Origin of the sequence: Halomonas sp. C22, from assembly GCF_007655045.1 — a bacterium.
Taxonomy (GTDB): domain Bacteria; phylum Pseudomonadota; class Gammaproteobacteria; order Pseudomonadales; family Halomonadaceae; genus Vreelandella; species Vreelandella hamiltonii.
The window spans coordinates 633,922-655,177 of record NZ_VBVC01000002.1; the positions used below are offsets into that span (position 1 = coordinate 633,922).

A 21,256-nucleotide genomic window follows, 5' to 3' on the forward strand; every position below is an offset into this window, starting at 1 on the left:
AGCCGCTCCAATGGAGCGGCAAAAGACCGTGACTAGCAATGAGAGGGAGAAACCATGACAGGAAACTGGCGGTTTCTGTCTTGGCCTGTGGCGTCTCATCAAACGCCACACCCACAATGTAATAGTTCTCATTTACTACGTCAACACAAATGCGAATACTTTTTATTTATTTTTATCCTCCTACCCATTGCAGCCACATCGGCAGCGTCAGCATCGCCAATAGCGTCTGTCCAGTGATGATCGCCGCCATGAGCTCGGCATCGCCGCCCAGCTGTCGCGCCAGGATATAGGCCGATGTGGCCGTGGGCAGCGCCGCAAAAAGCAGCGCCACGTCTCGGCTGACGGGGTCCAGTCTCAACGCCCAGGCCAACACCAGCACCAATACAGGCATCAGCACCAGCTTGATGGTATTGGTGGCCAGCACACCGCGGTCGAAGCGCAGCAACGCACGCGGGCGCAGCGCCACCCCGACCGCCACCAGTCCCAGCGGCAAGGCAGCGCCCCCCAGCAGCGAGACGGTGTCTTCGCTCCAGCCGGGCAGGCCGATGCCGCTCACGTTCAAGGCAATCCCCACCAGACAGCCCAGAATCAGCGGATTCTTGATCAGCGCCAGGGCGCTTTTGCCCACGCTGGCACTGCCCAAGGTGCCCGCAGCCACAAAGCTGGCGACGCACATCACGTTGACGATAGGCACCATCAGCGCCACGGCCACGGCGGCCGTCGTGGCCCCCAGGCTGCCATGCAGCGCGGCGGCACCTGCGACACCCACATAGGTATTGAAGCGCACGGCCCCCTGGAAGACGGACGTGAACGCCGCTGGCTCCAAAGCCAACCAGCCCCGAAAATGCCAGAGCGCCATACCGAACAGGGCCATCGCCCCCAGCAGCACCAGCGCCAGCCGCCCGACAGGCACCTGACTGACGTCCGCGGTAGCCAACGTGCCCACCAGCATGGCGGGGAACAGCACAAAGTAGATCAAGCGCTCCATCTGTACCCAGAACTCACTGCTGGGCCAGCGGCGGTTGCCTAGTAGAACGCCCAGCAGAATCAGTAGAAACAGGGGGCCAAGCGCGCCCGTAATACTCTCCATTTGTTTTCCTTATCAAGTGCGACATCCCAGCACAGCGACATCCGCTGGATAGCTGTTACCATGAATCCAACTTCCCCGCCTCACGGCTTGCGTAGCGACTATTCTGCCATGAAGAAATTGCCTAAACCCGTCGAGTTGACGGGTTTTCCAGCGCTGAAAGTGTTGATACTGGTCACGGGCCTCGCGCTGGCGGCCTGCACCTGGTATGCCTTTGCCAACTGGCTGAAGGGCGACAGCGATGTGGTCTGGTTCTCGCCCAGCGGTGAGTGCAACTTGCATACTAGCCAATGTTCGGCAACGCTGGGAGACAAGGGGCACCTATCCCTCTCCATCGATGCCCATGGGCGTATCCAGGCGCTGGAAGTGCTGCCTCTGGACGTCGAAGTGGACGGCGTCAGCGCCAGTCAGGTGACCGTCGACTTCGTGGGCCGAGACATGGACATGGGCTTGCACCGTTTCACGTTGACCGAAACGGCGCCCGGCCATTTCCATGGCCAGGGTCAGGTGGGCATTTGCACCCAGGACGTCATGCCCTGGCGAGCACGGGTCATTCTCGATACGCCCGAGGGCAAACTGGGTAGCTGGTTCGATTTCGATGTCACAAGGAGCTGAAGGCATGGCCGCAGCAAATAAATGTAAACCGCTGGTGTGGGGATTGGCACTGCTGGGGGTCCTGTTGATGGTCAGCGCCGTCGGGATGTACCAGCTGGCCACCCCGTCGAACGACGGCGAGCCGCAAGGCGGTCCCATCGCCATGCCCTCCACCCATGGCGACTTTACGCTGACCCAACTGGATGACAACGAGATCGCCGTGGTCTCTTTCGGTTACACCTACTGCCCAGACGTCTGCCCCATGAACCAGGCCGTAAAGCGCCAAGTGCTGTCACAGCTGGACGAACAGCAGCGTGAGCGTGTGGTGCCGGTGATGATCACCGTGGACCCGGAACGCGATACGCTGGAGCGCATGAATGAATACATGCAGTTTTTCGGCGAGGAGTTCGTGGGGCTGGTGGGCAGCCAGGAGCAGTTGAGCGATGTTGCCGAGCGCTATGGCGTCATCTGGCGCCGTGTCGAGGCGCCGGATTCCGCCATGGCCTATACCATCGACCATAGTGCGTCACTGTTTCTGGTGAACCGCGAGGGAACCATCCTGCAGCGAGTGCTCTACTCGCCCACCCCCCATGGGTTGAAATCTGCCTTGGAGAGCGAGCTGGGCGGCTAGTCCGCCTCCTGCGTGCTTTCCTCTGCGGGAGCGTCGGGCGCCTCTTGGAGTCGCTCGACCATGGCCATCAGGGCTTTGGCCTGCGTGCCTTCACGGGTGTCATGCAAAGGGTTGATTTGCCATGTACTTTCGGCAAACCCCCACCAGTCCCAACAGGCTTGCGGGTTGGCCATGCTGCTTTCGGTCTGGGGGTAGAGGATGATCTGCCCGTGCTCCTCGGCCCAGCGGTTCAGGCCGCTGTAGCGAGCAAAGGTGTCGCCAATCGCTTCGTCATTCATCTGGCAGCCATGCAACGCCACGGTGACGGGGCAGCCTCCCGCGTCACACGTTTCGGGCACGAAGACATAGCCCGTATCGGCCAAGCCCTTGACGGCAAACTCGGACTGATCGAAGCGCCGTAACTCGCCTTCACTCTCCTGCACTGGCCGCTCGGGGTAGAGCCAGTCCAGCATATCGGCGGCCACATTGTCGCCACAGGCCAGTACGTGACTACCGCCGCCCAGGTGGCAGTCGCCCAAGGATTGCGGGTCGATGGGGGCATCCTTGGGCATGGCCACCGGCCAGCCGTGCCCGGTGTTTTCACGCTGCACATAGCGCAGCTGCTCGTCGGGCTCTGCCAGCCAACCTTGCCACTGTTTGGCTAACAGATCACCCAACGCGGGTGAAACCGTTGCATCGGCATCGCCATGCCACACGTAGGTCCTGAGCTGGCGCAGCGCCTCGCGGCTGCCTACTTGCTCCAGCGCCATATAGCGCTCATGGCGCTGTTCCAGCGTGTCCAGTGAAGGCAAGCCTCGGCGGGTCATCATGCACTGGTTGAGCGCCAGGCTCAGCGCCCCCTGGGCACAGCCCCAAGGGCCTGCGCCCAGCACCCCAACGCCGCTGAAACGCTCCGGCCAGGCAACGGCCAGCTGCGTGGCCATGTAGCCCCCCGACGAAACGCCCACCACTGAAGCAGCCTCGGGCATCGCACCCAATGCAGGCAGGTCCGTTGGCGGCGTTTCCGCCTGAGCATGGGCAGCACTGCCGCCCATGAGCATCAATACGCCCAGCAGGCGATAGGGAGTGGCGGCAGGCATGGGTTACTCGACGCCCAGCAGTTCAACGCGGAAAGTGAGCATCTCGTTCGGACCGATCGGACCTTGACCGCGCTCGCCGTAAGCCAGCTCGGCAGGGATGTAGAGCATCCAGCTGTCGCCCACGCTCATCAGTTGCAGCGCTTCCTGCCAACCTTCGATGACCTGATTCACCTGGAAGCTGACCGACTGGCCACGCTCGAAGGAGCTATCGAACACGGTGCCATCCAGCAGCATGCCTTCGTAGTTCACTTCCACGGTATCTTCAGGTCCGGGCGTGGCGCCATCGCCAGACTCCAGCACTTCATATTGAAGGCCCGACTCGGTGACTTCCACACCCTCACGCTCGGCGTTCTCTTCCAGAAAGGCCTGGCCTTCTTCCAGGTTCAGCTGGGCAATTTCAGCGGCCTGCTGCTCGCGGGCCTCCATGGAGCTTTCCTGGAAGTTCATCAGCGCTTCCATCATCTCTTCTTCGCTCATCGCCAGCTCATTGCCGTCGAAAACGTCGCGCATGCCATCGGTGAAGGCATCGAGATCCAGATCTTCGATATCCGCCTGCATGCTCTCGCCCAACGTCACCCCCAGGCTGTAAGCCAGGCGTTGCTCGTCGGTCTCGGGGGCTGCGGCGGCGAACGGTGCTACCAGCAACAAACCAGTCAGGGCAGTAGAAGTCACAAGTGCTTTCATGGAAAAACCTTATCCAGCGGCGCAGCGCGCCAACGTGTTGTCGAATCCCTAAAGACTAACACCCGCCGCGTCAGGCTGCATTACCTGACGCGGCGGGTGTTGTTCAGGCGTTCTCTTCAGACAACAGGATGCCGCAGAGGTTTACACCACTAGCGTAGGGCAGTGTGCCGCCCCAGCCACGCGCTGGGACACGCTGCCCAACAGCAGGTTCTTCTCGCCGTTGGTGCCCTGGGCGCCGATCACGATCAAATCGCACTCCCGCTTGCGCGCAAAGCGCACGATGGTACGCGAGGGGCGCCCGCCCTTGACGAAAGCGCGCACGCGCAGGCTATCGGCCCCCAGTTCGATGGCATGCGACTTGGCGTGCACCGCAATTTCGGTGGCGTACTCCTTCAAGGCATCGTCCGGCAGGTCGAGCTTGTTGGGTCTCACCATGGAGAGCGACGCTTCCAGCAGGCTGTGATGCTTGAACACGCACAGCAGGTAGAGCTCTGCCCCAGTGAGCATGTGCAGGCCAACGGCCTTCTCCAGCGCCTTGATGGCCCCCTTGGAGCCATCGACAGGAATCAAGATGCGGTTGAACATAAGCGCTCCTGGCGGCTAGCGGAAAGCAAGGTCGCGCAGGAACAGCGCAATCTGCGGAAACATGATGATCAGGGCCGCCGCGAGAATCAGCATGAAAATGAAGGGCGGCGTGCCGCGGATCACTTCCAGGTAAGGCCGTTTGAAAATCGCAATGGCGGTAAAGATGTCACACCCAAAGGGGGGCGTCGCCGAGCCAATGGCCACCTGCAGGGTGATCAGTACCCCCACCAGAACCGGGTCCAGCCCCGAAGCCGCAATCGCCGGTGCAAAAATGGGGGTCAGCACCAGAATCACCACGATGGGATCGACGAACATGCAGGCCACGAAGAAGGCTATCGAAATGGCCACCAGCACGCCCACGGGCCCCGCTTCGTTGATTCCGAAGGTGCCCAGAATCGTCTGCGGGATCTGGGCAAACGAGATGATCCACGAGAAGCCGTTGCCTGCCGCCACCAGGATGAACACCACGGCGGTGATCAAGCCCGTGGACTTGGCAATGGTGAACATGTCCGGCAGTTTCAGCGAACGGAAAATCACGAATTCCAGCAGGAAGGCGTACAGTACGCAGGCCGCCGCCGCCTCGGTCGGGCTAAACACCCCGCCATAAATGCCACCGACGATCAGTACTGGAAAGCCCAGCGGCCACAGCGCCTTTTGCACGGCCACGGCTCGCTCTTTCCAGCTGGCCTTGGGCTCGGTGGGCACCTTGTTGACCATGGCGTAGATGATGCAATAGGCGGAAAACATGGCCAAAATCAGCAGGCCGGGCCCGATACCGGCAATGAAAAGCTCGGCAATCGACGTTTGTGATACCACCCCGTAAATGATCATGCCGATACTGGGCGGTATCAAAAAGGCGATGTCGCTGGAGTTGATGATCAGCGCCAGGGTGAAGGGATCTTTGTAGCCTGCCTTCAGCATGCGCGGGCGCAACGGGGAGCCCACGGCCACCACGGTGGCCTGGGTAGACCCGGACACGGCACCAAACAGCGTGCAGGAGACCGCCGTACTGACGGCCAGGCCGCCTTTGATATGGCCCACGAAGGTCATCACCATGTCGATCAATCGATTGGCCGACTGCCCGCGGGTCATGATGTCGGCTGCAAGAATGAACATGGGCACCGCAATCAGCGCGGTGGGGCTGATGCCGCGCATCATCTGCTGAATGAGCGTTTCCATCTGGCCCAGGCCGCCGAAGCTCATGAAAAATCCCACGAAGGCCGCGGTCATCAAGGGGATCATCATCGGGAAGCCGAGCAGCAGCAGCACGATCATGAGGGTAATTATCGTCGCAGTCATGCGTGTTTCCTCGCTGCCTAGACTTCGGTTTCGGTGTCCTTGTAGCCGTCCACCACATGCGTGGACAGGTACACATCCTTCGAAAGCAGGTTAGTGATCGCCGTCATGACGTACTGAATACCGGTAACGGCAAAGCCCACCGGCACCCAGACGTACATCCACCAGGCAGGAATGCCCGTGGAGGGCAAGCTACGGCCTCGGCTCATGATGGTGTCGATATAACCAATCGAGAAGTAGCACAGCACGAACATCACTAGCGCCGTAAACAGACTGATGAAGACCATCAGCGCGCGGCGACCGCCCGTGGGCAGGGCATCGTAGATCGCCGACATGCGGATATGCCGACCATGCCGAGCGGCATAGCCAATCCCGGCGAAGGTCACCAGCACGATCAGCATGCGGTTGACCTCTTCGGAAAAGTGCAGGCTTTCACCAAACACGAAGCGGCCAATGACGTTGGCCACGGTGTTGATGGCCATCAGAATGACACCCGAGGCCAAGATGAAGGCTTCGGCCTTGCTGATCCACGTATCAACGGTACCCAGCAGCCCAGGCAGCATAGAGCGATACTGTTTTTCAGCAATATCATCTTCGCTCATATCCATTGGAGTTGTTCCTCTCTGTTCCCGTTACACTTGTCGGTCTACCTTGCTACTGTAGCGGCTCGACTCAGCCCACCATTCAACGCTGATTAGCCGCACCCTGCGTCACGCTTGAAGGGTGTTGCTCTTCACGGAGTGGTGAACAAAAAAGGGGCAGCACTTGGCCACCCCTTTTGCTTTCACGCATTTGCGGGCATTGTGGGCGTCAGCCCTGCCAAGCCCTTGCCATGAATCAGTTGCTGGTCACCGCTTCGAGGTCTTCCTTGAACTGCTCGAGCAGTGCCGCACCGCGCTCGCCAGTCATCTCCACGAAGCGCTCTTCTACCTGGGGCGCACGCTCGCGGAAGGCTTGAATCTGCTCTTCATCGAGACGGGTCACGGTCACGTCATCGGAGGCGGCCTGGATTTTCTCCAGCGACTCGTCAGCCAAGCCCGAGATGTGCTCCATGGTGTGCTCGTAAGCCGCTTCCGTGGCATCACGCACCAGCTGCTGGTCATCTTCCGAGAGACCTTCGAAGAAGTCCTGGTTGGCCATCATGGCCGTGGTGAACCAGCCATGGCCGGTGAACACCAGGTTGGGGGAAACTTCATACAGGCCGCCCGACTCGATCCAGAAGATGGGGTTTTCCTGGCCCTGCAGAATGTTGGTTTGCAGGCCACCATAGACCTCACCCCAAGGCAGCGGCGTGGGGCTGGCACCAAAGGCGCGGTAGGTTTCCGCCAGCAGCGGGTTGGTCATGGTGCGGATGTTCTTGCCACGCAGCTCGTCTGGCGAGGTAAACGGCTCGTCGAGGGTGACGACCATCTCACCCTCTGGGTACATCTTCAGCAGCTCCAGACCCTGCTCTGCGTAGAGCTCCGGGAAGGTTTCATGGATCGCGGTGCTGGAGTTGAAGAACTCGATGACCGTTTCTTCATCGGTGGGCAGCAGGTAAGGCACGAAGAAGATTTGCGCTTCGGGGATCAGCGCCCCCGTGAAACCAGGCGACTGGTTGACGAACTGCAGAATACCCGCTTGGGTCTGCTCCATGATGTCGTCAGACTCACCCAGCTCGCCAAAACGATATACCTGGACGGTGTGGTCGGAGTTCTCTTCCACGTACTCCTTGAACGCAATGGCAAAGACGTCCTGAACGTCGCCTTCATACTCTTCGTGGGCATAACGCCAGTTATCTGCCTGCGCAGCGGCGCTCAGGCCAAGCAGCAGAGCACCTACGCTCGCGGACGTGATGAGTTTCGTGGTGAGTGAACGGGTCGAAACAAACTTGTTTGGCTTCATACAGAGTTCCCTGGCAGTGGTAGCACGCTCTACGAGCGAGCATGAATTTGGTGTTATCTGTCCAGTGCTGTCTGGTCATCCGCTAACCACGCAGAAACGCTTTTGCCGATTGACTCATTGCTGTGGGTTAGCGGGCGATCGCCGCACAATTGGCACGGGTTGCCCAAAAACAGCCTAATTTCAGGCTAGCGTGGTGATTTACAGTGGTCAAGCCGACTTGCCAGGCATTCCAGCGCAGCAGCGATGTCATCGCGCACGCGTGAATCATGCAGTGAAGCGCTGTCAACATCGGCCAAAAAAAGCCTATTTTGCAGCCAAATGCTGCCATCTTGCTGACTAGCAACGACTTCTTCCAAACGCTGCGAGGCATGCTCAGGCGCCTGAGCCCACTGCTGCCAACGTTGAAGATTTACACGCTCGGCCTGCAGTTCGGCAGTTTTGATGGTCTTGCGCAACGCATCGATGGCCTCGTCCTCGGCCGCCTGACGCTTCAATTCACGGCGTAGATGACGTAGTGGCTCGGTAAACTGGCCCTGCCAATGCGCTCGCTCGCGGCTGATATCGGCAAGCGCCTCGCGCCTGGCCTGAAGGCCGTGGCAATACAGCCATCCATGCAGCAACAGCTCGCAGACATCGACATCGGCGGCGTCCTGCAGCGTCAAGCACGCCTGCTCCACACCGGGCTGAGCATAAAAGGCCAGCGCAAAATCCCATAGCGAACGGTGCTGCAAAGCCTGCTGCAAGTCCTGCAATCGGTTAGAATCCATGAATTTACCCACTGGTTTCGGGAGAAAGCATGATCGCACTGCGCCAAGTCGCCCTGCAACGAGGTACGCAAACGCTCCTGGAAAGCGCCGACCTGACCCTGCACAACGGGGTCAAGGCAGGCATCATCGGGGCCAACGGGGCAGGCAAGTCGAGCCTGTTCAAACTGCTGCTGGGCGAGCTGGGCCCGGACCAGGGCGATGTAGAGATGAGCGGTGGCCAGCGTATCGCACACATGGCTCAGGAAGTGGAAGCGCTGGACCGCCCCATCGTCGAATACGTGCTGGATGGCGATCATGCCCTGCGCCAGGCCGAAGCCGACCTGCTGGCCGCCCAGCAGGCGGGGGATGCCCACCGTGAAGCCGAGCTGCATGGTCTGATCGAGACGCTGGACGGCTACAGCGCCGCCTCCCGCGCCGCCCAGCTGCTGGTGGGGCTGGGCTTCATACAGGCCGACCTGCAGCGCCCGCTTTCCGATTTTTCCGGTGGCTGGCGTATGCGAGTCAATCTGGCCCGCACTCTGTTCATGCCTTCCGACCTGCTGCTGCTCGACGAGCCGACCAACCACCTGGACCTGGATGCACTGCTGTGGCTGGAGCAGTGGCTGGTACGTTACCCAGGCACGCTGCTGCTGATCTCTCACGACCGCGACTTCCTGGATGCCGTGTGCGACCACATCGTCCACATGCATCATCAGACCCTGGAGCTTTACCGGGGCAACTACTCACGCTTCGAGCGTACCCGTGCCGAGAAGCTCGCGCTCCAGCAGGCCGAAGCCGCCAAGCAGCAGGCGCGCCGTGAGGAAATAGAGCGGTTCATCGCCCGCTTCAAGGCCAAGGCGACCAAGGCTCGCCAGGCCCAGAGCCGCATGAAGATGCTCGAGCGCATGGAAGATATCGCCATGGCGCACGTGGACTCGCCCTTCCACTTCACGCTACCCGCCGCCGACAAGACTTCTCACCCCCTGCTGGTGCTGGACCAGGCAACCCTGGGATATCGCAGCGAAGCGGCCGATGTCGCGCAGCTGGAAAAGGTCAATATCACCCTGCTACCCGGTAGCCGCATTGGCTTGCTGGGCCCCAACGGCGCGGGCAAATCCACGCTGATCAAATCGCTGACCGGCGAGCTGGCCCTGCTGGAGGGCAAGCGGGTGCCCGGCGAGCATCTGGCGATTGGTTACTTTGCCCAGCATCAGTTGGAAGGGCTGGACGTGACCACCACCCCGTTTGTCCACGTCCAGCGGCTCTCACCTACTGCCAGCGATCAGGACATTCGCAATTTCCTGGGCGGCTTCGGTTTCAAGGGCGATGACGCCTTCGGCGAGGTGGCGACCTTCTCGGGGGGCGAGAAGGCGCGCCTGGCGCTGGCCCTGGTGGCCTGGCAAAAACCCAACCTGTTGCTGCTGGATGAACCGACCAACCATCTGGACCTGGAAATGCGCGAAGCGCTCACCGAAGCGCTGGCCGCCTTCGAGGGTACCGTCATCCTGGTCTCCCACGACCGTCACCTGCTGCGCGCAACGGTCGATGAGTTCTGGTGTGTGGCCGACCATCGGGTCGAGCCGTTCGATGGCGACCTGGAGGATTATCGCGCCTGGCTGAAAGCACGCCTGGAAGAGAGCCGCCGCGACGCACGCAGCGAGAAGAGCGAGCGCCAGGGGCAGCAGCCCACCACTGACCGCAAGGCCGCTCGCAAGGCTGCCGCCGAGCTGCGTGAAAAGCTGCGACCCTTGAAAAAGGTTCGTGATCAGGCCGAAAAACAGATGGAGAAGGCCCAGGCGGCGCTGGAGGAAGTCGAAACCGTGCTGGCCGATGCCACGCTGTATACCAACAGCGCCCGCAAGGCGGAACTGACCCAGGCACTGGCCCGGCAAGCCGATGCCAAGGTCGAGCTGGAGCGCACCGAGCAGGCCTGGCTAGCCGCCGAAGAGGCGCTGGAAGCCATGGAAGCCGAACTGCTGGCCAGCGAAAACGCCTGAGGTTTTTCCGCTACCCTTCCAGCATGAAGGTCACCGGGCCATCGTTGACCAGCGCCACCTGCATGTCGGCGCCAAACTGCCCAGTGGCCACCGGTGGGCCCGCTTGCTGCGCGCGCGCCACCAGGTAATCGAATAGCCGCTCGCCTTCCTCCGGCGGTGCGGCGCTGGAAAAACCCGGCCGCAGCCCCTTGCGGGTATCGGCGGCCAGCGTGAACTGGGACACCAGCAGCAAGCCCCCCTGGACCTGCTGCAGGTTATGGTTCATCTTGCCCGCCTCGTCACTGAACACGCGGTAATTCAGCAGCTTGTGCAACAGCTTGTCGGCATTAGCCTCGCTGTCGCCTCTTTCGACGCCGATCAGTGCCATGAGCCCGTGATCAATGGCGCCGATGACCTGCCCCTCCACCGCCACGCTGGCGGTGGTTACTCGTTGAATCAAAGCCTTCACGTCACGCTTACCCCTGGGTGATGTCTGCTCTTCAGGGGCAAGAGTCTAGCGCAGTTCAGCTGCGCCCTAACAGGGCATCCCGAAAGCCTTCGCCCAGCGGGCGCTCACCCAGCCAGATACCAAACATGGCCCGAGCAAACTCGGCGCTGTCATCCTCGAAGAGCGTCTCGCCATTGAGGGCCAGGCGCAGATGCTCGCCGTCCCAGCTCAACAGGTAACGGTCGCCGGGCGAGACATCCTGATAGCGCTGGTTGAGCTGCGCCATGCTGTCCTGAATCTGGTTGAATTCGAATAACGTCAGGGAGTCACGCAAGGTTTTTTCGGTGGCATCGGCAAAGTCGCTGGCAGAAATGGCGTGAAAATAAGCCAGTTCCAGGCGGCGCGGCACGTCGCCCAGCGGTTGCGGCTCGTTTTCGCCTTCCAGCTGGTAGTAGGCCCCCGCGTAGGCCGTCCAGATCATGTAGCGGAACACGCCACTGCCTAGCAGGGAATAGCGCTGCCCTTGGTCTTCGACCACACGGTCGAACTGCTCACCACGCTCGGTGACACTGCTGGCCATGGCCGCCGATACCCACAGCGATGCTGCCAGCAGTAACAGGATAGTGAACGGAGTGGATTGCTTGAGTCGCCGCACGATGTTTTCCTCTTGAAGCAGAAGGAACAGGAACCTCTACGCTATACATACCCATGTTATGCGTAAAGGTTCCGTACAACCAATGGCGCGCGGTGCTACCAGGGCCGACAAATCATCACATCGCAGTGCGGCTCGCTCAGCAGCATCTCGGTAAGCGGGTTGGGCTGCTGGGGTCGGCTGCGGCTTCCCAGCATCACCAGGTCAGGCGAATGGCGCTTGATATAGTCGCCGAGCACATCGCAGGGGTTGCCCGGCTCCAGTACCAGCTGCGTATCAGGCACGCCCTGCAGTTCGTCCATCAGGCTATCGACTTCGTTGTCCAGCGCCGTGCGCAGCCGGTTGACCTCATGGTCTCGCCACTGGGCGTAGAAGGCCTGATTACCCACCTCACGCTCGCCCGGCAGGCTCCAGGCATGCAGCAGGGTGATATGCGCCTCCGGGAAGCGTATCAGGGCTTCCTTGAGTGTCTGGCGTGCGGTCAGTGAAAAATCGATGGGCACCACGATATGCCGCCAGGACTGCGTCGGCGGGGTGAACGCGACGACCACGGGGCACGGTGCGCTGCGCAGCACGCGCATCATGGTGGTGCCCTGCAGCAGTTCCTTCTGGCCTCGTTTGCGGTGCATACCCAGCACGATCAGCGATGCCTGACGCTCGTGGGCCTCGCGGACGATTTCCGCGTGGGGCTCGCCCACCACGGTCTGGATCATCAGCTGCGGCATCGCCAGGGCGTAGTCTTCGCGCAAATCCGTCAGCGTGGCGCTGATATCATCACTGACGGCCTGTTCCAGGTCATGCAGGGTACGGTGCGGCAGATAAGGGTCGAGTACGTGCAGTGCACTCAAGGCCGCCCCTTGCTCATGGGCAAGGCGCAGGGCGCGCGCAAACGCGCCGCGATTTTCCTGGGAAAGATCGGAGGCAAACAGCAGCGAGCGAGACATGGCGTGCTCCTTGGCCGAATAGCGCAGCCGGTTGGATGAAACGGGCACCCTTCAGCATGGTGCCCGTTCGCCTATCTCGCAAGCCGTCTTTTATCGGCGCAGGCCCTGAGTCATTGAGCGCTTCCAGCGACGGCTACCACCAGGCATGAAAGTGGTGAACCGGCCCTCTTCCCTGGCCCACGTTGAGGCGTTCGCTGGCGGCCAGGGCCTCGTGCAACCACTGCTTGGCGGTGGTGATCGCTTCGATGGGGGCCTCGCTGCTTGCCTGCGGGGGCAGCTTGGCCAAGCATGCCGTGATCGCCGATGACAGCGCACAGCCGGTGCCGTGCAGGTTGTCGGTGGCAATCCGCTCGGCGGCCAGCCAGCGCTGGCCCTGAGGGGAGGCCAGCAAATCCGGGCAGGTTTCACCCCGCAGGTGCCCACCCTTGAGCACCACGTAAGGCGCGCCCAGCGCCACCAGCTCCGGCAGCAGCGCCTCCATGTCTTCCAGCGATGCGGGCCGCGAGCGGTCCAGCAGCACGGCGGCTTCGGGAAGATTGGGAGTGATCACGTCCGCCAGGGGCACCAGAATATCGCGCACGGCGCGGATGCCGGCATCGTCCACCAGGACGTCACCGCTCTTCGCGACCATGACCGGATCCAGCACGATCCAGCGTGGGCGACGCTGCCGCAGCACGTCGGCAATGGTCTGTGCCACGTCACGGCTGGCCACCATGCCAATTTTTACGGCATCGATATGCACATCGGCCAGCAGGTGCTCTAACTGCTGACGGATGGCCGCCACCGAGACGCCATGTACCCCGGCGACACCGCAAGTGTTTTGGGCGGTCAGCGCCGTGATCACGCTGGTGCCGTAGGTGCCCAGCGCGGAGAAGGTTTTCAGATCCGCCTGGATGCCCGCCCCGCCCGAGGGGTCGGAGCCAGCGATGGTCAATACGTTGGCAATCATGACGCTCCTCACCTCTTAGAGAACAGAGGGTAGCCAAGTGGCGATGCCGGGGAAAATCGCCAGCGCCAACAGCATGCCCAACTGAAGAATGATGAACGGGATCACGCCCTTGTAAATGGCCGAGGTCGGCACGCTGGCCGGGGTCACGCCGCGCAGGTAGAACAGCGCAAAACCGAACGGCGGGGTCAAAAACGAGGTTTGCAGGTTGACCGCGATCATGATGCCCAGCCAGATGGGGTCTACGCCCATGGCCAGCAGGACGGGCCCGACGATGGGCACCACCACGAAGGTGATTTCGATGAAGTCGAGAATGAAGCCCAGCAGGAAGATCACCAGCATGACCACCAGCGTGGCCCCGACCACGCCGCCCGGCATGGCTTCGAACAGCTCGGTGACCAGCTCTTCACCGCCGTAAGCGCGAAACACCAGTGAAAACAGCGCAGCGCCAATCAGGATCAGGAACACCATGCTGGTGACCTGTGCCGTGGAGTGCAGCGTTTCCTTGAGCATATTGATACTCAACTGGCGATTGGTCGCCGCCAGTACCAGCGCACCAAACGCGCCCACCGCCGACGCTTCGGTAGGCGTTGCAAAGCCCCCCAGAATCGAGCCAAGCACCGCCACGATCAGCAGTACCGGAGGCAGCAAGCCTTTCAACAGCAGCGGCCAGATGCTCCCGGTGTGCCCCAGCTCGGCCTTCAGCGCTGCGCGGTCCGCAGCTGGTGCCGCCTCCGGCTTCAACCATGCCACCATCAGCAGATAGAGGATATACACCACGACCAGCAACAGGCCGGGCACCAATGCGCCAATGAACAAGTCCCCAATCGACAGGGTTTTCGGGCTCCACACGCCCATGGAGAGCTGCGCCTGCTGGTAGGCGTTGGAAAGTACGTCGCCCAGCAGCACCAGCGCAATCGAGGGAGGAATGATCTGCCCCAGCGTACCCGTGGCGCAGATCGTGCCCGTGGCCAGCGCGGGCGAGTAGCCGCGCTTCAGCATCGTGGGCAGCGACAGAAGCCCCATGGTGACGACCGTGGCCCCGACGATCCCCGTAGAAGCCGCCAGCAACATGCCGACGATGACCACCGCGATACCCAGGCCGCCGCGCAGCGCGCCGAAGGCCATGGCCATGGCGTCCAGCAGCGTTTCCGCTACCCGAGACTTCTCCAGCAGGACGCCCATGAGCACGAACAGCGGCACCGCCAGCAGCGTGGCATTGGTCATGATGCCGTAAAGCCGGTTGGGCATGGCGTTCATCATGCGCGCTTCGAAGGGAACATCCACGCCCATGGACTGCAGCAGCAGCCCGAACCCGGCAAAAGCCAACGCGGTGCCCGCCAGCGAAAGCGCCACCGGATACCCCAGCATCAGGACGATACAGACCGCAGCAAAGAGTACCAGCGGCATCATGTCTAATAAGGTCGCCAGCACTAGATGATCTCCTCGTGAGCAGGGGGCGTGGTAGGCAGTTTGCCGCGCAATATCAAGGTCTGGCGAATCAGCTGTGCCACCGCCTGCAGCAGCAGCAGCGCCACCATCACCAGCATGAGCGTCTTCAGCAGGTAGACGCCGGGAATGCCGCCATCCGATGAGCGTTCCATGATGGCCCAGCTGCTGCGTACGTAATGAAAGCTGCTGACGGCGATGAAGATCGACACCGGAATCAGCAGCAGCAGCGTGCCCATCAGGTCGATCCAGGCCCGCCCACGGTCGGACAGGCGGCGATAGAAAATATCGACGCGGACATGACCATCGCGCTTGAGGGTCCAGGCGGCGCCCAGCATGAACACTGCGGCGTGCATGTACATCACCGACTCTTGCATGACGATGCTGTTGATGCCCAGCCAGTAGCGCATGATGACAATGGCAAACTGGACCAGCATCATGATGATCACCAGCCAAGCAATGGCTCGGCCAATCCCCTCGGTTACGCAGTCCAGCCAACGCAATAAACGTGGCTCTTGAGCACTCGTCGGCATAGCAGATGTCCCAGCATGAATAAAAACGGCCCAGAATCATCGCTGATTCTGGGCCTGACGTCATCCCCATTCACAGGATTAAACGCTTATCCATACGTCTGGGCGGCACGTCTGGCTATGAACGCCCATGGGTTTGCGCATGCTCGGCCTCTGCCAGCGCACTGACGCAGGCTGCGGGCAAGGGCAGGTCGACCGCGATGGGCAAGTGATCGGAAAACAGATGATCCAGCACGCGCACTTCTGCGGCTTCCAGCGTTTGGGACAGCAGAATATGATCCAGCGCCCTACGCGGCTGCCAGGAGGGGTAGCTGAGCAGCGGCTTCACCGGATGTAGCGACAACGACGTGCTGAAACGCTCGTGGGCATGCAGTTGATCCGGCGTACAGTTGAGGTCCCCCATCACGACCACATGGCGCAGCGGCTGAATGATGTCGCTGAGGTAGTCCAGCTGGCGTACCCGGCCACGGTGGCTCAAGGCCAGGTGGGCCACGAAGATGTGCAGGGCATCGGGGCCATCGCCATAGCGGGCATGAATCGCGCCTCGCCCTGGCAGCATCCCGGGCAGCCGGTGCTCTTCGATACGGCTCGGCACCAGCCGCGACAGCAGCCCGTTGCTGTGCTGAGCGAACTGCCCCAGGTTGCGGTTCAGCTGCTGAAAATAGTGCGGGAATTTTGCCTGGGCGGCGAGAAACTCCACCTGGTTGACACGGCTGGAGCGAAAGCTGCCGCCATCCACCTCCTGGAGACCCACCACATCGAACTGCTCGAGCACGCTGCCCATCATCGCCAGGCGCTTCAAGCGCTGGGGATGCGGCAAGAAATGTTGCCAGCTGCGGGTGAGGTAATGGTGATAGGCAGAGGTCTGGATACCCACCTGCAGATTGAACGTCAGCAGGCGCAGGTGCCCCCGCTCCAGCGAGGGAGCGGCGGGCGCCTGTGGCGAGCCCGCAGGCTCACCGGTAGTGCCGTGTTCGAGCACGGTTATTGAGCGCGCTCGTTACGCACTTTTTCCACCAGGGCATCGGCAATGCGCGGCATGTTCTCGAGGCTGCCTGCGGTTTGCGGCGATACCACATAGCGGCCATCCACCACGATGGCAGGAACGCCCATCAGGCGCATTTCACGCATGCGACTGTTGGCCTTGTTGACATCGCTACGGACGCTGAAAGCGCTCAGCGCCTGCTTGGCTTCTTCTTCACTGACGCCGTAGTTGGCGAAGAACTCGGCAATGTCATCAGGGTCGGTCAGAGAGCGGCCATCCTGATGGATGGCATCGAAGAAGTCGCCATGCAGTTCTTCTTCGATACCCAGCGACTGAGCGGCGTAGAAGGCCGTGGCATGGGTATTCCAGTCACCGCCCATGGTGGCCGGCATGTGGATCACACTGACGTCGTCTTCCAGCGTGGCGTACCAGTCGCTGACATGCTCTTGCAACCGGTAGCAGTGCGGGCAGCCAAACCAGAACGCTTCAGTCACTTCAATTTGGCCTTCTTCCACCTGCGTGGCGACCGGAGACGCCAGCAGCGTGTAGTGCTGGCCTTCCACCAACTCCTGGGCACTGACCGCAGCGGAAAGACCTAGACCAGCCAGGGCGACCATCAACGTTTTCAACATAGCGAGAACTCTCCAGAATAAGCGAGCCAACAAGGGCAAGGCTAAGACCACCGCTTGCACAGGCAGGTTCCCCACCCTGCCGGTTCAGCGCAGGATGGGGCACGGCATCGAGCGCTTAGTTCAGGCCCAATACGTAGTTCGCAACCGCTTCCATGTCACGATCGCTCATCTTGGAAGCGATATCGCCCATCAGGTTGTTGGGGCTGTTGGTACGCTCGCCTGATGCGAAGTCCTGCAGAGTAGAGATGGTGTACTCCACGTGCTGACCCGACAGCGCCGGATAGACGGCACTGCCGATCCCGACACCGGTGGGCGTATGGCATGCGCTGCAGGCAGGAATGCCCTTGCTCATGTCGCCTGCGCGATACAGCTCTTCACCGCGGGCGAGCAGCTCGGCATCTTCATCGCTGGTTTGACCCAGGTTGGCGTCCTGACCGGCGAAGAAGGCCGCTACGTCCCAGGCGTCCTGGTCGGAGAAGTCGTCTACTTGACCTGCCATGGTGGGCACCAGGCGGTCGCCGTCACGAATGTCCATGATTTGCTTGGCCAGATAGGACATCTGCTGCCCGGCCAGGTTGGGGAAAGCGCCCGAAGGGCTGATACCCGCTTGGCCATGACAGGCGGCGCAAGTTTGTGCCATTTCGCGGCCTGCGGCCGCATCTGCGTCGGCTTCATAGTCCGTTTGGGCGTGAGCGGTGCCAACGGCACCCATGGTAATTGCCAGGCTTGCCAGTAACTTTCTCATTGCTATTCCACTATGCCGTTTGATTATTGACTGGTACGCACCCTGGGCACTGCCCAGGCTCTGCACACTACCAGGGTCAGCTCCGCCGAAACGAACAACAGGTTGTTGGTCGCTGCTGGCTAGAACGCGATGGTACACTAGCGCCCCAGGTCGCAGTTATAAACCTCATGCATTATAACGAATCACCCAGGCGGCGGGAATGCAAGTCCATGTCTGCTTTTGGGGTAATTCGTCGCGGTACCTTGGCGATCCCTGCAGGATGGCTCGATGAGCCCTCTTTCATGTCTGTTTTCAGGAACACCATCATGTCTACCCTTCATGATAGCCCAGTCCCACGACTGAACTACCCTACTGCGCGATTCTTGATCAGCGCCCCCACGCTGGCCCTGTGTCCAGACGACACCGGTGCCGAAGTGGCATTTGCCGGGCGCTCCAATGCGGGCAAGTCCAGCGCCATCAACGCGCTGACCCAGCAGAGCGCGCTGGCACGCACCTCGCGCACCCCTGGGCGTACGCAACTGATCAACTTTTTCAGCGTGATGAACGATGAAAGTCGCCGCCTGGTCGACCTGCCCGGCTATGGCTATGCCAAAGTGCCGGAAGCGGTCAAGATCGAGTGGCAGCAGCACCTCTCCGAGTACCTGCGCGGCCGCTTCAGCCTGCGCGGCCTGGTCCTGCTCATGGATGTACGTCACCCGCTCACCGAATTCGACCAGATGATGCTGGAGTTCGCCGACCAGCGGGGCATGCCGGTGCATATTCTACTGACCAAGGCCGACAAGCTGAAGAAAGGGCCTGCCAGCGCGGCGTTGCAGAAGGTGCGTTCACGCCTGAAAGAGTGGGAAGACCTGGTCTCGGTACAGCTCTTCTCCTCCCTCAAGCGTCAGGGCGTGGACACGCTTTCCCAGACCCTGGACCGCTGGCTGCACACGCCCGAGGAAACCGAACACTGAGCGTGCGTCAGGTGCGTCTTCAACGGCGCTGCTCCAGCCAGGCAATCAGCGTTGGCAACTCCTTCACGTGGGCAATGCGATGCACTCGGGCGGGCAGCGCCTGATCGCCACGTTCGGCCACCCAGGCCGCGTGCATGCCCAACTGCTGCGCGGGCAGCACGTCCTCTTGCCATGAATCGCCCACATGCATGGCCCGGGCAGGAACGGTACCGAGCCGTTCGAGCGCGGTCAAAAACGGCTTGGGGTCCGGCTTGGGGGCGAGTAACTCACCGGCCGCAATCGCTATGGGAAAGTGGGCGGCCAGCGGCTGGCGCTTGAGATGAATGTTGCCGTTGGTGATGGCGGCCAGCCGATAGCGCTGAGCCAGCGCGGCCAGCAAGCCATCCGCCTCCGGGTGAGGCGTGACTTGCACCCGTAGACGGTGAAACTCGTTCATCGCGGCGGCGGCCCACAGCAGCGCCGCGCTGCGCGGTAGCCCGCTGGCCTCCAGCTGCGCTTCCAGCGCCCGTAGCCGCAGCCAGGTGAAGTCGCCGCGACGCTCGGGCACCTGGCGGGCCCACTGCTGACGGCGCTGCAGGTAGTCTGCCACGCCTGCATCGTAGTCCAGTGCCAGCGGCGGCTCCTGGCGGGCCGCTCGCCAGGCCGCCAGCGCCGTCAATAACCAGCGGTAGTGGCCCTCTTCAGTGGTGAGCATGACGCCGTGGTTGTCCCACAGGGTGTCGTCCAGATCAAAGGTGATGGCGTCTAACGTGACCATGTTTCGATTCTCACCTCAACTTTCACTCTCGCGGGAACGTCGTTTGGCGCGTGGGTGGGCAGCATCGTAGCTCTCGGCCAGATGCTGCCAGTCCAGCCGCGTGTAGACTTGGGTAGTCGATAGATGGGCATGCCCCAGCAGCTCCTGTACGGCCCGCAGGTCCTGACTGGACTCCAGCAGATGGCTGGCAAACGAGTGGCGCAGACGGTGGGGGTGAAGATGCTCTGGCAGGCCACGCAGTACCGACAGCTGGGCCAGTCGCTTTTGGATGCCGCGATGCCCTAGACGTCGCCCGCGCAGGCCGACAAACAGTGCCTGCTCTTCACTGGCAGCCACCCCGTCACGGCAGCCCAACCAGGCTTCCAGCGCCTGCCGAGCCCGGGCTCCCACTGGCACCTGGCGGGGCTTGCTGCCCTTACCCATGACCCGCACGTAGTGGCCCGCCAAGTGGGCGACATCCAGCGCAGCCAGCTCGGCCAGACGCAGCCCGCTGGAGTAAAACAGCTCCAGCATGGCCTGATCCCGCAGCGCCAGCGGCGTGCCATCGTGGGGCGTATCCAGAAAACGGGCCAGCGCATCGACATCCAGCGGCCGGGGCAAGTGGCTGGGCTGCCTGGGGGTGCGCAGCAGCGCCACGGGGTTGTCCGCCCGCAGCTGGCGCTCCACCAGCGCATCGGCAAACCGGGAGAGCGCCGCTCGGCGGCGCGCCAGGCTGCGGGGCGCCAGGCCACGGCTGCGCTCGGCCCCCAGGAAGGCCCGCGCCAGCGCCGTGTCCCAGCCATGGGGCTGAGTGACACCGCGCTGCCGGGCAAACTGGCAGAACGCGTTCAGATCCTGCCGATACGCAGCCACCGTCGCCGGGCTGGCATGGCTGGCCAGATGGGCCAGATAGCCCTCTATCGCCTGCACCAGCGGAGAGTCACTCTCCATGGGGTACCGAACCCAGCGGCCCCAGGCGCAGCAACAGCCGAGCAACGATATCCCCCAGATACTCGGTAAACAGCGTATCCATGCTGGCGCGGTAGCATTCGGGGTCGGGGCTGGCGAGCAGCAGATAGCCCAGGGATTCGCCTGCGGAAAGCCGCGTAATCGCACAAGAGCCCGCCTTGCGCGGGGGCTTGGCATGGGGCAGCAGGCACTTCCAGTCGCTGACGCTGAGCTTGGCGCAGCGGCTGGTGCGACCATCCAGCAACGCCGCCAGGCGGGCACCGGCGTACTGGTCCAGCACATGCCGGGGCGCTTGCGGCGGCGCGGGCTCTGCGTCACTCAAGGAGGCCGGGCACCACAGCGCCATAGCGGGCGTCTGGAAACGCTCGCTCAATTGGGTCGCCAGCGCTTGCGCCAAGGCATCGCGGTCTTCTGCTTCTACCAGGCTGAGCAGCGTTTCGCGCAGGCGGCGGTACTGGGCCTCGTTATGGCGGGCGGTTTCCAGCAGGTGCTCCAGGCGGCTCTCCGCTGTTTCGGCCCGCTGGCGCAGGTCGATGACCAGCCGTTCGAGCAGCGACACCGCTCCCTCGATATGCGGGTGCGGGACTTTCAGCTGTTGCAGCAGCCCCTCACGACCGATGAAAAAATCGGGATGGCGGGCCAGCCAGAACGCGACCTGGTCCGGGTCCAGCGTTTTACGCGGCTCAGGGGCTTGAGACATCGCCG

The 21,256-nt window shown here is 62.0% G+C and carries 24 protein-coding genes; 4 read left to right on the forward strand and 20 right to left on the reverse strand.

Annotation, left to right across the window (positions count from 1 at the left end; translation table 11 throughout):
• Nucleotides 1-172 precede the first annotated feature (172 nt).
• The gene (locus FEU76_RS06290) at nucleotides 173-1,090 is read right to left on the reverse strand and encodes an AEC family transporter (protein WP_144981416.1); all 918 of its coding nucleotides are present in this window, start codon (nucleotides 1,088-1,090) and stop codon (nucleotides 173-175) included.
• A gap of 60 nt (nucleotides 1,091-1,150) precedes the next feature.
• Between FEU76_RS06290 and FEU76_RS06295 the strand changes: the two genes are divergently transcribed.
• Both FEU76_RS06295 and FEU76_RS06300 read left to right on the forward strand, forming a co-directional pair.
• Entirely contained in the window at nucleotides 1,151-1,702 is a 552-nt protein-coding gene (locus FEU76_RS06295) for a hypothetical protein (RefSeq protein WP_229800838.1), read from the forward strand.
• 4 nt (nucleotides 1,703-1,706) lie between these two features.
• Nucleotides 1,707-2,312, forward strand: a complete 606-nt coding sequence (locus FEU76_RS06300; protein WP_144981419.1) for an SCO family protein — start codon at nucleotides 1,707-1,709, stop codon at nucleotides 2,310-2,312.
• Here FEU76_RS06300 and FEU76_RS06305 read toward each other — a convergent pair.
• The 7 genes from FEU76_RS06305 to FEU76_RS06335 form a co-directional block, all read right to left on the reverse strand.
• Nucleotides 2,309-3,391, reverse strand: a complete 1,083-nt coding sequence (locus FEU76_RS06305) for a PHB depolymerase family esterase (protein ID WP_144981422.1) — start codon at nucleotides 3,389-3,391, stop codon at nucleotides 2,309-2,311. The two genes, FEU76_RS06300 and FEU76_RS06305, sit on opposite strands and share 4 nt — an antisense overlap.
• Before the next feature lie 3 nt (nucleotides 3,392-3,394).
• Nucleotides 3,395-4,075, reverse strand: a complete 681-nt coding sequence (locus FEU76_RS06310) for an FKBP-type peptidyl-prolyl cis-trans isomerase (protein WP_096921810.1) — start codon at nucleotides 4,073-4,075, stop codon at nucleotides 3,395-3,397.
• 141 nt (nucleotides 4,076-4,216) lie between these two features.
• Nucleotides 4,217-4,660, reverse strand: a complete 444-nt coding sequence (locus FEU76_RS06315) for a universal stress protein (protein WP_016915442.1) — start codon at nucleotides 4,658-4,660, stop codon at nucleotides 4,217-4,219.
• Nucleotides 4,661-4,675: 15 nt separating this feature from the next.
• A complete protein-coding gene (locus FEU76_RS06320; RefSeq protein WP_144981424.1) occupies nucleotides 4,676-5,959 on the reverse strand; it encodes a TRAP transporter large permease in 1,284 nt (427 codons plus the stop codon).
• Nucleotides 5,960-5,976: 17 nt separating this feature from the next.
• Nucleotides 5,977-6,564, reverse strand: coding sequence for a TRAP transporter small permease (locus FEU76_RS06325; RefSeq protein WP_096921809.1), 588 nt, complete (start codon nucleotides 6,562-6,564; stop codon nucleotides 5,977-5,979).
• 229 nt (nucleotides 6,565-6,793) lie between these two features.
• Complete coding sequence (locus FEU76_RS06330) at nucleotides 6,794-7,840, reverse strand: TRAP transporter substrate-binding protein (RefSeq protein WP_096921808.1); 1,047 nt, start codon at nucleotides 7,838-7,840, stop codon at nucleotides 6,794-6,796.
• A 185-nt stretch (nucleotides 7,841-8,025) separates the two neighbouring features.
• Nucleotides 8,026-8,607, reverse strand: a complete 582-nt coding sequence (locus FEU76_RS06335) for a TIGR02444 family protein (protein WP_260851362.1) — start codon at nucleotides 8,605-8,607, stop codon at nucleotides 8,026-8,028.
• A 29-nt stretch (nucleotides 8,608-8,636) separates the two neighbouring features.
• Between FEU76_RS06335 and FEU76_RS06340 the strand changes: the two genes are divergently transcribed.
• Nucleotides 8,637-10,583 carry an ABC-F family ATP-binding cassette domain-containing protein gene (locus FEU76_RS06340; protein ID WP_144981427.1) on the forward strand — a complete coding sequence of 649 codons (1,947 nt, stop codon included), beginning with the start codon at nucleotides 8,637-8,639 and terminating at the stop codon, nucleotides 10,581-10,583.
• A 10-nt stretch (nucleotides 10,584-10,593) separates the two neighbouring features.
• On the opposite strand, the gene dtd is transcribed toward FEU76_RS06340, so the two are convergent.
• From dtd to FEU76_RS06385, 9 genes are all read right to left on the reverse strand, one after another.
• Entirely contained in the window at nucleotides 10,594-11,031 is a 438-nt protein-coding gene (dtd, locus tag FEU76_RS06345; RefSeq protein WP_144981430.1) for a D-aminoacyl-tRNA deacylase, read from the reverse strand.
• 55 nt (nucleotides 11,032-11,086) lie between these two features.
• Nucleotides 11,087-11,665: a chalcone isomerase family protein gene (locus tag FEU76_RS06350; RefSeq protein WP_240525285.1), complete on the reverse strand. Its 579-nt coding sequence runs from the start codon at nucleotides 11,663-11,665 to the stop codon at nucleotides 11,087-11,089.
• A gap of 95 nt (nucleotides 11,666-11,760) precedes the next feature.
• Complete coding sequence (locus FEU76_RS06355) at nucleotides 11,761-12,606, reverse strand: universal stress protein (protein WP_144981433.1); 846 nt, start codon at nucleotides 12,604-12,606, stop codon at nucleotides 11,761-11,763.
• Nucleotides 12,607-12,739: 133 nt separating this feature from the next.
• Nucleotides 12,740-13,555 (reverse strand): bifunctional hydroxymethylpyrimidine kinase/phosphomethylpyrimidine kinase, encoded by an 816-nt coding sequence (gene thiD / locus FEU76_RS06360; RefSeq protein ID WP_039178815.1) that lies wholly within the window; start codon nucleotides 13,553-13,555, stop codon nucleotides 12,740-12,742.
• 15 nt (nucleotides 13,556-13,570) lie between these two features.
• On the reverse strand, nucleotides 13,571-14,986 hold the full coding sequence (locus FEU76_RS06365; RefSeq protein WP_096921803.1) for a TRAP transporter large permease: 1,416 nt from the start codon (nucleotides 14,984-14,986) through the stop codon (nucleotides 13,571-13,573).
• Nucleotides 14,986-15,534, reverse strand: a complete 549-nt coding sequence (locus FEU76_RS06370) for a TRAP transporter small permease subunit (RefSeq protein ID WP_039178819.1) — start codon at nucleotides 15,532-15,534, stop codon at nucleotides 14,986-14,988. Before FEU76_RS06370 ends, FEU76_RS06365 begins: the two co-directional genes overlap by 1 nt.
• A 115-nt stretch (nucleotides 15,535-15,649) precedes the next feature.
• The gene (locus FEU76_RS06375) at nucleotides 15,650-16,513 is read right to left on the reverse strand and encodes an endonuclease/exonuclease/phosphatase family protein (RefSeq protein ID WP_144981436.1); all 864 of its coding nucleotides are present in this window, start codon (nucleotides 16,511-16,513) and stop codon (nucleotides 15,650-15,652) included.
• 2 nt (nucleotides 16,514-16,515) lie between these two features.
• Entirely contained in the window at nucleotides 16,516-17,148 is a 633-nt protein-coding gene (locus FEU76_RS06380; RefSeq protein ID WP_144981438.1) for a thiol:disulfide interchange protein DsbA/DsbL, read from the reverse strand.
• A gap of 115 nt (nucleotides 17,149-17,263) precedes the next feature.
• Nucleotides 17,264-17,893, reverse strand: a complete 630-nt coding sequence (locus FEU76_RS06385) for a c-type cytochrome (RefSeq protein WP_081194921.1) — start codon at nucleotides 17,891-17,893, stop codon at nucleotides 17,264-17,266.
• A 305-nt stretch (nucleotides 17,894-18,198) separates the two neighbouring features.
• On the opposite strand from FEU76_RS06385, the gene yihA reads away from it, so the two are divergent.
• Nucleotides 18,199-18,846: a ribosome biogenesis GTP-binding protein YihA/YsxC gene (gene yihA / locus FEU76_RS06390; RefSeq protein WP_081138598.1), complete on the forward strand. Its 648-nt coding sequence runs from the start codon at nucleotides 18,199-18,201 to the stop codon at nucleotides 18,844-18,846.
• 19 nt (nucleotides 18,847-18,865) lie between these two features.
• On the opposite strand, the gene FEU76_RS06395 is transcribed toward yihA, so the two are convergent.
• The 3 genes from FEU76_RS06395 to FEU76_RS06405 are packed head-to-tail and all read right to left on the reverse strand — an operon-like array spanning nucleotide 18,866 to nucleotide 21,251.
• Nucleotides 18,866-19,603 carry an HAD family hydrolase gene (locus FEU76_RS06395; RefSeq protein ID WP_100731579.1) on the reverse strand — a complete coding sequence of 246 codons (738 nt, stop codon included), beginning with the start codon at nucleotides 19,601-19,603 and terminating at the stop codon, nucleotides 18,866-18,868.
• Nucleotides 19,604-19,618: 15 nt separating this feature from the next.
• Nucleotides 19,619-20,533: a tyrosine recombinase XerC gene (locus FEU76_RS06400; protein ID WP_144981440.1), complete on the reverse strand. Its 915-nt coding sequence runs from the start codon at nucleotides 20,531-20,533 to the stop codon at nucleotides 19,619-19,621.
• Complete coding sequence (locus FEU76_RS06405) at nucleotides 20,523-21,251, reverse strand: DUF484 family protein (protein ID WP_144981443.1); 729 nt, start codon at nucleotides 21,249-21,251, stop codon at nucleotides 20,523-20,525. Before FEU76_RS06405 ends, FEU76_RS06400 begins: the two co-directional genes overlap by 11 nt.
• Between the last annotated feature and the right edge of the window lie 5 nt (nucleotides 21,252-21,256).

Coding starts and splice junctions, on each gene's coding strand:
- FEU76_RS06355 (WP_144981433.1), bottom strand. CDS start 12,606: ATGTCTCGCTCGCTGCTGTTTGCCTCCGATCTTTCCCAGGAAAATCGC.
- FEU76_RS06380 (WP_144981438.1), bottom strand. CDS start 17,148: ATGTTGAAAACGTTGATGGTCGCCCTGGCTGGTCTAGGTCTTTCCGCT.
- FEU76_RS06400 (WP_144981440.1), bottom strand. CDS start 20,533: ATGGAGAGTGACTCTCCGCTGGTGCAGGCGATAGAGGGCTATCTGGCC.
- FEU76_RS06320 (WP_144981424.1), bottom strand. CDS start 5,959: ATGACTGCGACGATAATTACCCTCATGATCGTGCTGCTGCTGCTCGGC.
- FEU76_RS06305 (WP_144981422.1), bottom strand. CDS start 3,391: ATGCCTGCCGCCACTCCCTATCGCCTGCTGGGCGTATTGATGCTCATG.
- thiD (WP_039178815.1), bottom strand. CDS start 13,555: ATGATTGCCAACGTATTGACCATCGCTGGCTCCGACCCCTCGGGCGGG.
- FEU76_RS06315 (WP_016915442.1), bottom strand. CDS start 4,660: ATGTTCAACCGCATCTTGATTCCTGTCGATGGCTCCAAGGGGGCCATC.
- FEU76_RS06300 (WP_144981419.1), top strand. CDS start 1,707: ATGGCCGCAGCAAATAAATGTAAACCGCTGGTGTGGGGATTGGCACTG.
- FEU76_RS06395 (WP_100731579.1), bottom strand. CDS start 19,603: ATGGTCACGTTAGACGCCATCACCTTTGATCTGGACGACACCCTGTGG.
- FEU76_RS06330 (WP_096921808.1), bottom strand. CDS start 7,840: ATGAAGCCAAACAAGTTTGTTTCGACCCGTTCACTCACCACGAAACTC.
- yihA (WP_081138598.1), top strand. CDS start 18,199: ATGTCTACCCTTCATGATAGCCCAGTCCCACGACTGAACTACCCTACT.
- FEU76_RS06370 (WP_039178819.1), bottom strand. CDS start 15,534: ATGCCGACGAGTGCTCAAGAGCCACGTTTATTGCGTTGGCTGGACTGC.
- FEU76_RS06295 (WP_229800838.1), top strand. CDS start 1,151: ATGAATCCAACTTCCCCGCCTCACGGCTTGCGTAGCGACTATTCTGCC.
- FEU76_RS06340 (WP_144981427.1), top strand. CDS start 8,637: ATGATCGCACTGCGCCAAGTCGCCCTGCAACGAGGTACGCAAACGCTC.
- FEU76_RS06335 (WP_260851362.1), bottom strand. CDS start 8,607: ATGGATTCTAACCGATTGCAGGACTTGCAGCAGGCTTTGCAGCACCGT.
- FEU76_RS06310 (WP_096921810.1), bottom strand. CDS start 4,075: ATGAAAGCACTTGTGACTTCTACTGCCCTGACTGGTTTGTTGCTGGTA.
- FEU76_RS06405 (WP_144981443.1), bottom strand. CDS start 21,251: ATGTCTCAAGCCCCTGAGCCGCGTAAAACGCTGGACCCGGACCAGGTC.
- FEU76_RS06385 (WP_081194921.1), bottom strand. CDS start 17,893: ATGAGAAAGTTACTGGCAAGCCTGGCAATTACCATGGGTGCCGTTGGC.
- FEU76_RS06325 (WP_096921809.1), bottom strand. CDS start 6,564: ATGGATATGAGCGAAGATGATATTGCTGAAAAACAGTATCGCTCTATG.
- FEU76_RS06290 (WP_144981416.1), bottom strand. CDS start 1,090: ATGGAGAGTATTACGGGCGCGCTTGGCCCCCTGTTTCTACTGATTCTG.